Genomic DNA, 12149 nt, shown 5'->3' with positions numbered 1-12149 from the left:
TTACCTGAAATTGGAAACCCAGTTAGGAGAAGTCCGATGAGACTCATTGTCGCTTTCTTGACACTCCTGTTTGTAACCCCCGCTTTCGCGGATGACGGTATCATTACGAAGTCGAGCAACCATTCGGTGAAGGATACGATTTCGCGGTTTGAGGCGGCCGTCAAATCAAGGGAGGGCGCAGGTTTCATTGTGTTCACCGAGATCGACCACGCCGCTGCGGGAAAGAAGTTCGGCATCGATATGCGCCCGCGCACGGTACTCATCTTCGGCAATCCGAAACTCGGCACGCCGGTAATGGCGAAGACGCCGTTGCTGGCGATCGACAATCCTCCGAAGGCGCTTGTTTGGGAGGATGACCAGGGCAAGGTATGGCTGTCTTATAACTCAGCCGACTATCTGTATAAGACAATCTATCCGCGGCATGGACTGGAGACCCCGCCCAACTACGCGGCGTTTACGAAGGTTCTGAACGACATCACGGACGAGGCGACGAAATAGATACCGGCTCCGACGCACGCATTGGCGGAGCGTAGTCTTCATCAGTGCATGGTTGTGGCAACACTGCTCGGATCACGCCCGCGGCTGATACTACGACCTGCAAACTGCTTCGCGCCGTGCGCAAGCGGAATTTCAATTGCACGTCCGCGACCAATTGGCACGACGGGCAAATCACTTCTGATTTTCAGAAATGGTGTCAAGCCCAGGAATCAGAAAGAATCAAAAATATTCCGCTTAACACGAGGGGCAAATCAGCCGCATAACTCCGCCCGTCTCACCGCAGATGAGGGGCGCTCGCGATCGTCACGAACGCGCGGTGAGATGCGATGGACGCGGAATGCGCAAGACGTAGGCGCAGGAAGCGTACGGCGAACTCGTGTGGTTCGGGCGCCGCGGTGCTGGCGTTAAGCCCTTTGGAAGCAAAGCTTCTCGGGGGCGACGGAGGCAAAAGAGCCGTTCTCCGGGAAGAGCACGAAGTAAGCCGTAAGGCCATTGCGCAGGGAAGGCCGGGATGCTCCCGCTGTACCTGTATGCTCGTGTGCGCTTTTGCTTTGCGCACTTGCACACGAGACCGCGGGTGCGGCAAGCACCCGGTCTTCCCTGCGCCCTTCTATCTTCAGAGGGGCAAAAGAAGATGAAAACCTCGGGCGCAATGCGTCGCGAGATCGCGAATGTGTGTTTGCTGTTTGAAAATTGAATCATGGGCCCGTCGTCCTGGACAAGCGAGCGTTGCGAGCGCGATCTCAGATGTGCAATTGCACATCGGGAGACCCATACGCCGCGGCGGATGGTGTCTTGCCGCGATGGTCGACGACTTTCCTAAAACGATTGGCGACGGTGGTTATGGTCCCTGCGCCGAGTGCGCGATTGCGCACGGAGGCAGGGACGACGAGTGGATGGAATTCGTCCTTCACCGTCTGCGGCGAGAATCTCTGCCAAGCCTTTCGTTCCGAGGAAACCAGACATAGCGAAGGTTTATTGGACGCGGCCTGCTTAGGTTCGGCACGATCTTTCACCACCGGTACTGGTCGAATTTTGCAGCGCAGCAAATCCGGCGGTAGGGCCCCTGCTAACGGGCAATGGCAATTCGGCAGGCTTGTCTGTATTGATGCAACTGGCATGCAAGCTCGGAACGTCTCATTCGCGTTCTGCAAAAAGTCTGGGAGGATACATGCGCAAATTGATCTTGGCTGCGGCATCGATCGCGGCGTTGACTCTGATCGGACCGGCCGCGGCGCAGTCGCCGATCGTGATCAAATTCAGCCACGTGGTGGCGACCAACACGCCGAAGGGGCTCGCGGCGGAGAAATTCAAGGAACTGGCCGAGAAATACACCAACGGCAAGGTCAAGGTCGAAGTCTATCCGAACTCGCAACTCTACAAGGACAAGGAAGAGCTGGAGGCGCTGCAGCTCGGCGCGGTGCAGATGCTGGCGCCCTCGAACGCCAAGTTCGGCCCGATCGGCGTCAAGGAATTCGAGGTGTTCGATCTTCCCTACATCCTGCCCGACCTCGCCACGGTGCGTAAGGTCACCGATGGACCGCTGGGTACCAGGCTGCTCAAGCTGCTCGAGCCGAAGGGCATGACCGGTCTCGCCTACTGGGATAACGGCTTCAAGCAGATGAGCGCCAACAAGAAGCTCATTTCGCCGGCCGACTATCGCGGCCTGAAATTCCGCATCCAGTCCTCGAAGGTTCTGGAAGCCCAGTTCCGTGGCCTCGGCGTGGTCCCGCAGGTGATGGCGTTCTCGGAAGTCTACCAGGCGCTGCAGACGGGCGTCGTCGACGGGCAGGAGAACACCTGGTCGAACATCTATACCCAGAAGATGCACGAGGTGCAGAAGTACATCACCAACACCAATCACGGCTATATCGGCTACATCGTGGTCGTGAACAAGAAGTTCTGGGATGGCCTGCCGGCTGACATCCGCGCCCAGTGCGAGAAGGCGATGAAGGAAGCCACCGCCTATGGCAACGGTCAGTCGCAGAAGGAAAACGACGACGCGCTCGCCGAGATCGTCAAGACCGGCAAGAGCGAGATCATCAAGCTGACGCCGGAGCAGGACTCAGCCATGCGCAAGGCGATGGAGTCAGTCTACAAGGACGTCGCCGGCCGTGTCGGCCAGGGGGTGATTGACGAGTTCATGAAGGAAGCCAAAGGCGCAACCAACTGAAACGATGTTGTCGGGCTTCCGTGCCAAGGCACGGAAGCCCTTGTATGTCGGGGCTCGGCAACACACGGCCGCGAAGGAAGGTGAGGCGTCGCAAAAGCCTGACCTGAAGGGGGGACATTGATACTGCTTCGCATCCTCGATCGGCTTGAGGAGATATTGATCGCGACGCTGATGGCGCTCGCGACCTTCATCATCTTCCTCGCCGTCTGCCATCGCTATCTGCTCGGCGTTCCCTTCCTGTTTCCGATCCTGTTCCCGATCAACCTGTCCTGGGCACAGGAGCTCTGCATCTACATGTTCGTGTGGGTCGCCAAGTTCGGCGCCGCCTATGGCGTCCGCACCGGTATCCATGTCGGCGTCGACGTCGTGGTCAACCAGGTCAGGTCGCCCTGGAAGAACGCGATCGTGCTGTTCGGGCTGCTTTGCGGGGCCTTCTTCACCGCCGTCATCGGCACCATGGGCGCGCATTTCGTCTACGGGCTTTACCACACCGACCAGGTGTCGCCGGACCTCGAGATCCCGAGCTGGTTCGTCTACCTCTGTATTCCGCTCGGCTCCTACCTGATGTGCTTCCGCTTCCTGCAGGTCGCGTATCATTACTTCTTCACCGGCGAACTTCCGCACCATGACCATGCCCATGTCGAGGGCGTCGACGTCGATGCGCCCGGTGCCGGCGTCGCGGAGGTGACCCGATGACCTCCTTCATCATCTTCGGACTGCTGATCCTGCTGATGCTGACCGGCATGCCGATCTCGATCGCGCTGGGTCTGACAGTGCTCACCGTCATCTACACGATGACGAATGTGCCGACCGAGTCGGTGGCGCTGAAGCTGTTCACCGGCATCGACAATTTCGAGATCATGGCTATCCCGTTCTTCATTCTCGCTGGCAACTTCCTGACCCATGGAGGCGTCGCCAGACGCATGATCAATTTCGCGACCACCATGGTCGGGCACTGGTATGGCGGCCTGGGGCTTGCCGGCGTCATGGCCTGTGCGCTGTTCGCCGCTGTGTCCGGATCCTCGCCCGCGACGGTGATCGCGATCGGCGCGATCATGCTGCCGGCGATGGTCAAGCAGGGATTCCCGAAACGCTTTGGCGCCGGCGTCATCACGACATCAGGCGCGCTCGGTATCCTGATCCCGCCCTCGATCGTGATGGTGATCTATTGCGTGGCGACCGGCGGCAGCATCGCGCTCGATCCCGCCGGCCAGCGGGTATCGTCGGCGTCCGTGGGCCAGATGTTCATGGCCGGCGTCATCCCCGGCATGATGCTGGCGTCGCTGCTTGGATTGACCACCTTCTACCGCGCCTGGAGGAACGACTATCCGCGGCTGCAGCGCGCGAGCTGGGGCGAGCGCTTCGCGGCGTTCCGCAAGTGCATGTGGGGATTGCTGCTGATCGTGATCGTGCTCGGCGGCATCTATGCAGGCATTTTCACACCGACGGAGGCGGCCGCGATCAGCGCGGTCTATGCCTTTGTGATTGCGGTGTTTGTTTATCGCGACATGTCGCTCAAGGACGTGCCGAAGGTGCTGCTCGGCTCGGCCAATATGAGCGCGATGATCCTCTACATCATCACCAATGCGGTGCTGTTCTCATTCCTGATGGCGAACGAAAACATTCCGCAGCACATCGCAAACTGGATCACCTCGGTCGGCGTCAACTGGATCATCTTCCTGCTTATCGTCAACGTGCTGCTGCTGCTCGCCGGCAACTTCATGGAGCCGTCCTCGATCGTGCTGATCATGGCACCGATCCTGTTTCCGGTGGCGGTCAAGCTCGGCATCCATCCGGTGCATCTGGGTATCCTGATGGTCGTCAACATGGAGGTCGGCATGTGCCATCCGCCGGTTGGGCTCAACCTTTACGTCGCCTCTGGCATCGCCAAGATGGGCATCACCGAACTGACGATCGCGGTGTGGCCATGGCTTTTGACCATGCTGATCTTCCTCGGCATCGTCACCTACGTGCCGGAGCTCTCGTTGTGGCTGCCGCGTGCGTTGGGGATGCTCTAGCAATATCGCATTGCGGTGGATCAAACGGTGTCACATTACATCTTGGTAAGGGAAGCGTCCCTTGCCAATCCTTAAGTTGAACGCCGACTGACGCAGGCTCATCTTCATGCAACCTTTCAAGGAGGTTCGCATGAGGAAATTCACCATCGCCGCCGTCGCGGTCCTTGCCATCGCCGGCTCGACCGCCGTCTATGCCCAGCACCGCCATTGGGGCTACGGCCATATGCGGATGAGCCCGGAGGATCGGGCGGCGTATGCCGACGCGCGGATCGCGGCCGTCCATGCCGGTCTCAAATTGACGGCCGACCAGGAAAAGCTGTGGCCGCCGGTCGAGGCCGCGGTCCGGGAGCTCGCCAAGCTCAGAATCGATCGTGCCAATGCGCGGATGCGGGACGATTCCACCCAGCAGAAGCCGGACGATCCGGTGACGCGGCTGCGTGAGCGCGCCGAGACCATGTCGGCAACGGCTACCGCGATGAAGAAGATCGCGGACGCGGCCGACCCGCTCTACAAGACGTTGGATGACAGCCAGAAACGCCGGCTTGCCGTCCTGACCCGTATGGACAGGTTCGGGGGTGGGGAAGGCTGGCGCCATCACCGGTTCGAGCGCGAAATGGGCAGAGACCGCGACTTCGATCGCCATCGCGACTATGACCGGAACAGGTATGACCGGGACGGCGGCCCGGACCGGGGCGGCCCCGAACGGCTCTGAGGCGGCCCTGATCGGCGCCAGATCCGAACATGGGCAGAAGCCGCTGAAATCCAGCGGCTTTTCGCCGTTCCGGCGCTCAGCCAAAGCCCCGGGAAAACTCCGTCCAGCTTGCTGGACATCCCGGGATCGCTTTGCTAAACGACGCCCTCTCGCGAAGGCTTGCCGGACTTAAAATATCCGGGCGCATAGCTCAGTTGGTAGAGCAGCTGACTCTTAATCAGCGGGTCCCAGGTTCGAGCCCTGGTGCGCCCACCAAGCCATCTCGCTGAGAATTCAACACTTTTTCCCGGATATAGTGCTGACCAAAACGGGAACGTGCGACGCTTTTTGTGATCGCACGTCGCACGCCGTGCGACGAGTTGATGGAGTCCTCTTAACGTTCTTGTCGGCACCTATGAAGAAGCGGGCGACGCGCACCGTCGGGTGTGCTTGGACCAGACGAGCCGGCTTCGGAATTACACTCAGAGCGCCCCCAGTCTGGGATCGGGCCGCGTTGCGAGGCGTTGATGGCGCTCGATAAGGCGATCGGCGATCGACGAGATGGCGTTCGTCATCACCGAGGATTCCGAATATTGCTACGCTAAGCACCACAGCATCTTCGCACGGCTGCAAGCCGCCGCCGAAAGGAGATTCGGCCGTCGGCGATCAGCCTTTCATCCCTTCCTTGCGCACCTGCAATTCCAGTCGGTCGATGCCGGCATCGGCGCGATCGGCGTTGCGGGCACGGTAATGCTTCACGATGGTCTGCGCGCTTCGGTACGAGTGCCCGGTGATGTCGCAGATCGTCAGCAGGTCGCAGCCTGCGCGATCGAGCAGCATTACGCAGGTATCGCGCAGGTCCTGGTCGTGTTTCTGGTCGAGTTCGCCGGCGCCATTGACGAACATCAGCGACGGGCACGGCTTCAGGCGCCATGCCGCCTCATCTCCATTGCTGTCGCGCGCCGCCTGCGCATCCAGCCATTCCGCCAACACGCGCGCGCGCTGATCGACCGCGCGGGCGCGCTTCGCCTTGTTCTCTTCATCGAGTGGGAAAGGCGCGAACAGGGTGTCGACTGTTCTGATCAGTTCGGTGGTCAGTCGCTCCGCGCGGACGACCGCCTGGCGTACAGTATTGCGTGCGAGAAAGCCGAACACGGCGACAGCGCGCGCGGTCGATACCCAATGGCGATAGGTGCTCTCATCATAAGGCTCGCCATTGTCCTCGCTGATGACGAGTTCGAGCGGCACCTTCTCGAGCTTAAGCCGCAGCTTGAGCGCCTTTATTCGCGCGCGCGAGGCATTGAGCCGTGCGCTGAGCTGTGGTGCCTCCTTGATGTCGACAAGTTCGCCAGTCTTGCTTTGCCGAAACGCGTGCCGTCCTTCGACGTCACCCTCGTCACGCATGATCAGACGGTCGGTTTGGCGCTGGCCGGTGAACAGCGCGAGATAGAAGCTGTCGCCGATAGAGGCCCGTTCGATCGCATCGGCTGCGGCAACCCACGCGGAAAATTCCCGCATCGCGACCAGTACGATGCGGCCGTCTGGATGGTCGAACTCCATGCCCTCTCTCGGGTTGGATCCGAGGCGCCACAGGATGCTCTCCTGGCCCCAAGTGAATGCTGCTGAGAGCGTCGCGATCATCGCGAGAGCCATATGATGGCCGCGTACCGATTTCGCATAGTTGTAGAACGCTCGGAGCTCCGGCTTGCCGATCGACGACGGTGTCGCGGTCGCGATCACCTCGAGCTCGCGCGCTGGCTCGGCCACGCCAAGCAACTTCGCTGCACGGATTTCGGCACGCATCTTCGCAGCTGCCTCGCGCGTCTGCGGCCGGTAGAGGATGGCGGAGATGCACTTGCGATAGGACGATTGCGAGGCGATCGATAACGCCTTGAACTCGGACGATCTGCTCCAATCGTCCAGAAGATCCTCGATCGTGGCGCGCTTCCGAACCGTAACCTTTTTTGGCAGCTTGCCAGCGCGGCGCGCCGCCTCGATCTCCGATCTTCGTTTGTCGGAAAAATCGGAGGCTTCCTGAAGGTTGAACCACGCGCCGACTGGGCGGCCCTTTTCATCGCAGGGAGGATGGCGCAGATCGGCGTCCACGAAGCCGAGTGCCCTGGCATAAGCGCCATGCGATGAACGCGGGCGACCATCTCGCCACTTCACATAGGGAAATTTCGGATCGGCCATAGAAGGCCTCGGTGCCGAAGTAAGAAGGCACTCATTGGAATCTAGCACGACCTTGAATGTCAAGCACCATGATCCCCATAGGCCGTTCTCAGCCGCTCGCGATGTTCTTCATCGCTAACTGCCTGCGGTGGCGCGAATGTGTCATTAGCGATCGTCTTCGGCCGCATAGGGTGATGCCGAGTCAACCAGGCGTCAAAGCCAGTACGTTCCCATTTAAGTGGCCCGCGTTCGCTAATCGGCGCTGGCAAGCCGTCGCGCTCGTGCCGGATTTGGCGCGTGCGATAGAAAGTGTCCAGTGAGACGCCTATCGCCATCGCAACCTCGGTCGAAGAATAGGGGGGCGCCAACCTCTGTGGACTATTCGGCGGGCGCAAATGCATAAGTCCACATCGCCGCGTCACTTTTTCCTCCTTTGACCGAAGCCGATGGAACATGGAAGCGGACAAGAACGACGTTGAAAAGCGCACGCACCAATCGTAGGGAATTCGGCTAATTTGGAATGCAATCAGGATGCAAGCGGCGCCGTCACGTCGCGCCGCGTTTATGAAGAAGAGATAAGTAAGGAGAAGTTGACCCAATCCACAACGTGCGATGGCCGATCACCACAGTTGCACAGGTGACTCTAGCGTGGTTTGGGCGACTCACGCTACCTCATCATTCCCAACCACCTTGCTGCACAATGGGAATGAAATGGTTGCAGCCACCCATGAATTGCCGGCATCTGGTTACGCGCTTGAAGTGGACGGCCGACTCAAAGCCGAATTTACGACCAGAGACGGCGCCAGGACGGGTGGAGAAGAGCTGAAGAAACGTTTTCCCATGCTTCAGATCAGGATCTATGACGCGCAGACGAATGCGCGCGAAGAAATCTAGTTCCTCCGACTAGCGGATTCTTCCGCCTGCGCGTGCGGCTTCCGCCGCATCGGGCTGGCCCGCCGTCATGGAGTATGCCGGCGTCGCTATCACTGCCCCGTTCCCGGGTACCCTCTTAACCGGTCTCGTCGCTGCACTCGGTCCCGCGTGCCGCCTTCGGCGTCGCTATGCTCACGCTCCTGCGGGTGCCATTTTCCGTTGAGGCGATGCGCCCTTGGCGCACGCCTGGTCGGGGCCTGCGGCCCTAGGCACCTCAAGGCCGAGTTCCATGAGGCATGGGACAGAAGGGCAGGCCGCGTCGCAGATTTGGCATTCTCTCACTTAGAGCCTGAGAGTAAGAGTGTCGCGCGGGTTTTGCAGTGACGGGTTACAGGCTGCGAGAGAGGCTCGCGGCGCCCGTCGCGGAGATCCGCGATGTCCAGACACTATCTTCGGGCGCGCACCGGTGAGGATCGGACAAGCCTTTATGACGAAATCACCAATAAGATCATCGCTGAACTTGAGGCCGGCCGAGTGCCGTGGGTGCAGCCCTGGGGCACCGCGGCGGCGAAGGCTTCTTTGGCCATGCCGAAAAGCGCCGCGACCGGCCGTCAATATAGCGGCATCAACGTTCTAATCCTCTGGGGGGCTGCCATCGAACACGGTTTCACCGGTCAGAGCTGGCTTACCTTCCGCCAGGCGCTGTCGCTTGGCGGACACGTCCGCAAGGGCGAGCGCGGTACCACCGTCGTCTATGCCGACCGCTTTGTGCCGGCCGAGGAAAAGCGGCGCGCGAGCGAAAACGGTGAGGAAGCGCAGGCCATTCCATTCCTCAAGCGCTTCACGGTCTTCAACACGGATCAGTGCGCCGACTTGCCTTCGGAGATCGCAACGACGGCGCCGCCTCCGCCTCCAGGCCTGATCGAGCCACAGGTGGAATACCTGATCAAGGCGACCGGGATCGACTTCCGCATTGGCGGCAATCGCGCCTTCTATGATACGCCGCCGCTAGGTGATAGTGACCTGCATCAGAAGAAAAACCATCAGGGGCGAAGTGTCCAGGTGCAAAGATTTCCGACCAATCAAGTAGCTGGGCTGCACGGCGCTCGGGCGAGGTCTTGCGCTTCCTTCGCGGGAGGAGGCATCTCATGGGTTATGGAAGAGCCAGCAGCGGCCGATAGTTGGCCCTGTAAAGCCGGCCCGACAGCAGGCGCACGAACACGTCGCGCATCACCGGAGGAAGACTGCGCAGATGGTCTCGGCGATCGGTCTGTTGGTGCACCCAGCCCACGCGCGCCGATCGCCTGCGGACGAACTCGGGGACGACTTCCGATGCGGCGCCCGCGCGCGAAACAATCTCAGCCAGGACCAGTGCATCCTCGAAGGCCATCGCCGCGCCGCACGCCATGTTGGGCGACATCGCATGGGCTGCATCGCCGATCAGCACGACGCGTCCTTGGCCATAGCAGGGGTGCGCGACCTCCTCGATGGCCGAGAAATGGATCGGGTCGGCTGGCTCGAGCCGGGCAAGAACCTCGGGAATCGGACTGGCGAAGGCGGCGAAATTTTCACGGAGTCTTTCGATGCTCCTTTGCGCAGGATCATGGATGGACCGGGCACTGGCCTTGTCCGCGTAGCAGTATGCCAGTTCATTGCCGATTGGCAGCATCAAGAATGCGGACTGCGGGCCGAGAAACACCGTCCAGCCTTCGAGACCCGGCGGCCGACGAACAATGAAACGCCATCCCACCTGGCCGCGAAACTCGACGCCCAAGTCTCCGTACTCCAATTGCCGAATGGACGACCGGATGCCGTCCGCGCCCACGACGAGGTCGTAGGTTTCGCAGGAGCCGTCGCTCAGCTGAACCCGGACGTGATCCTCATGCTGCCGAAGCGATTGCACCGTCACGCCGAGTCGAATGTGCGAGCCTGCCGCCTGTTGCGTGAGCAGCTTGTGCAGATCGCTGCGCGCGATCCCGAAACATGGGCCGCATGGCTCCCAGAATGCTCCGGCGTCGATCGAGGCGAGGCGCGTGCCTCGATGGTTGAACAAGCGTTGCGTGCGGATGACGCAGCCGTTGCGTGCAACGTCGTCGGCGACTCCCAGGGCCTGCAGGGCGCGCGTCGCGCTACCGATGAGGTACAGACCGGTGCCGGGCGCGGTCCGGTCGCTCCCCCGCTCGACGATGGCGGCCGACAGCCCCCGCTGACGCAGGGCGATCATCAGCGCCACGCCTGCCAGTCCGCCACCGACAATCAGCACGCGCTCGACTTTGGCCATGAGTCGTGCCTCAGCTGACGGTGCGTGCCAGGAAGGACTGGACTGCTGCCTTGTAGGCCAATGCGTGCTTCTCGTGCATCAGATGCGATGTTCCGCGACGTTCTGGTTGCCTCTGAAGAAGTTGTCCGGGTCGTACTTCGCCTTGACGGCCACGAGCCGGTCGAAGTTCGCGCCGTAGGCGGAGCGAACGCGGTCGGCCTCGTCGTCACCGAGGTTGTTCACGTACACCGCGTCCTCCACCCACGGCCGCAGTGCGGCGTGCAGCTCGCGCGTCCAGCGAATGTTGCGCTCGTCGTCGGCGGCATCGTCCCACTGCGTCAGAATGAGACAGTCCCACTGGTCGTGACGATGCGCGAACGCCGTCTCTGTCGGGGACACCCGCGCCGCCTGCCCGTGCATCTGCTGGAGACCGACCTGTGTGTACGGCGAGGGGCAGGTGGCCGTAAACTCGACCAGCACGTCGATCGCGCCCTGCTCGAGACGGCGGAGGAAGCTCGCCTTCCAGTAATGCCGGCGACCGCGTGGAAACGCGCCATCACCGCCCCGCTGCAAATCCACGAAGCCCATGGGGGCGATGCCGTCGGCGACCGGACTGTCAAGTGACCGCAGCGGCTTGAGCAGCCGCTCACCGACGTCTAGCGGACCGATCCACGCGACCTTGACGCCGACCACCTTGGTACCGTCTTCCACGGTGAAGAACCCGGCGTTGAGGCTCAGCTCGTCCGGGCAGGCGCGCGCGAACTCGTCGTAGAAGGGCAGCACGTGCTTAGCGCGGGCAAGCGGCCACGCGATTCCACCGCCCACCACGGGTCCAACCTCGTGCAGGCGGTACTCGAAGGAGGTGACCACGCCGAGGTTGGCACCCCCGCCGCGCACCGCCCAGAAGAGGTCGGGATGTTCGGTGGGGGCGGCGACCAGCAGGCGGCCGTCCGCGGTCACGATGTCGACGGATTCAAGATTGTCGCACGACAGACCGTGCTTGCCTCCGAGCCACCCGATGCCGCCGCCCAGGGTCAGACCGGCGATCCCGGTTGGGGAGACAATGCCGGTGGGCGTGGCTAGGCCGAAAGCCTGACAGTCGCGGTCGAGGTCTGCGAGGGTCAAGCCCGCCTCAGCGCGGACCCTCCGCCTCAAGGGATCGACGCGGCAGCCCTTCATCCGCGAGAGATCGATCATCAGCCCGCCGTCGCACACCGCTTTGCCGGACACGTTGTGCCCACCGCCCCGCACGGAGATCTCGAGCGCCTCCGCCCGCTTGAACCCGATGCAGGCGACCACATCGGCCGCGCTCGCACAGCGGGCGATCAGGGCTGGCCGCCGGTCGATCATGGCGTTGAAGATCCGACGGGTAGCGTCGTAGTCGGCGTCCTGGGGAAGCAGGATATCGCCACGAAGCTTGGAGCGGAAGTCGTCGAGCGCGCATTGCTTGATCATCTTTGTTTT

Annotated in this window: 9 protein-coding genes, 1 tRNA gene and 1 pseudogene; 8 read left to right on the top strand and 3 right to left on the bottom strand. The window is 61.5% G+C overall.

Features of this window, described 5'->3' with window-relative positions; all coding sequences use genetic code 11:
* Positions 1-36 precede the first annotated feature (36 nt).
* From ACFXS9_RS25990 to ACFXS9_RS25965, 6 genes are all read left to right on the top strand, one after another.
* A complete protein-coding gene (locus ACFXS9_RS25990) occupies positions 37-498 on the top strand; it encodes a DUF302 domain-containing protein (RefSeq protein WP_392693523.1) in 462 nt (153 codons plus the stop codon).
* Between the two features lie 1171 nt (positions 499-1669).
* On the top strand, positions 1670-2671 hold the full coding sequence (locus ACFXS9_RS25985) for a TRAP transporter substrate-binding protein (RefSeq protein ID WP_334369796.1): 1002 nt from the start codon (positions 1670-1672) through the stop codon (positions 2669-2671).
* Between the two features lie 120 nt (positions 2672-2791).
* The gene (locus tag ACFXS9_RS25980) at positions 2792-3367 is read left to right on the top strand and encodes a TRAP transporter small permease (RefSeq protein WP_057847073.1); all 576 of its coding nucleotides are present in this window, start codon (positions 2792-2794) and stop codon (positions 3365-3367) included.
* Positions 3364-4689, top strand: a complete 1326-nt coding sequence (locus tag ACFXS9_RS25975) for a TRAP transporter large permease (protein ID WP_392693520.1) — start codon at positions 3364-3366, stop codon at positions 4687-4689. Before ACFXS9_RS25980 ends, ACFXS9_RS25975 begins: the two co-directional genes overlap by 4 nt.
* Before the next feature lie 130 nt (positions 4690-4819).
* Positions 4820-5401 (top strand): Spy/CpxP family protein refolding chaperone, encoded by a 582-nt coding sequence (locus ACFXS9_RS25970; protein WP_392693518.1) that lies wholly within the window; start codon positions 4820-4822, stop codon positions 5399-5401.
* A gap of 179 nt (positions 5402-5580) precedes the next feature.
* A tRNA-Lys gene (locus ACFXS9_RS25965) sits at positions 5581-5656 on the top strand.
* 390 nt (positions 5657-6046) lie between these two features.
* Here ACFXS9_RS25965 and ACFXS9_RS25960 read toward each other — a convergent pair.
* Complete coding sequence (locus ACFXS9_RS25960; RefSeq protein ID WP_392693515.1) at positions 6047-7573, bottom strand: hypothetical protein; 1527 nt, start codon at positions 7571-7573, stop codon at positions 6047-6049.
* Between the two features lie 690 nt (positions 7574-8263).
* On the opposite strand from ACFXS9_RS25960, the gene ACFXS9_RS25955 reads away from it, so the two are divergent.
* On the top strand, positions 8264-8446 hold the full coding sequence (locus tag ACFXS9_RS25955) for a hypothetical protein (RefSeq protein ID WP_392693512.1): 183 nt from the start codon (positions 8264-8266) through the stop codon (positions 8444-8446).
* A 414-nt stretch (positions 8447-8860) separates the two neighbouring features.
* Positions 8861-9421, top strand: a pseudogene (locus ACFXS9_RS25950) (ArdC family protein); the annotation flags it as partial.
* A 157-nt stretch (positions 9422-9578) separates the two neighbouring features.
* Here the strand turns inward: ACFXS9_RS25950 and ACFXS9_RS25945 are convergent.
* On the bottom strand, positions 9579-10706 hold the full coding sequence (locus ACFXS9_RS25945; protein WP_392693510.1) for an FAD-dependent monooxygenase: 1128 nt from the start codon (positions 10704-10706) through the stop codon (positions 9579-9581).
* A gap of 78 nt (positions 10707-10784) precedes the next feature.
* Positions 10785-12140: an FAD-binding oxidoreductase gene (locus tag ACFXS9_RS25940; RefSeq protein WP_392693508.1), complete on the bottom strand. Its 1356-nt coding sequence runs from the start codon at positions 12138-12140 to the stop codon at positions 10785-10787.
* Positions 12141-12149 lie beyond the last annotated feature (9 nt).

Source organism: Bradyrhizobium sp. RDI18 (genome assembly GCF_043203335.1).
GTDB classification, from domain to species: Bacteria; Pseudomonadota; Alphaproteobacteria; order Rhizobiales; family Xanthobacteraceae; genus Bradyrhizobium; species Bradyrhizobium retamae.
Note: the sequence above shows the minus strand (reverse complement) of the source record. Positions and strands in the feature narration are given on the sequence as shown.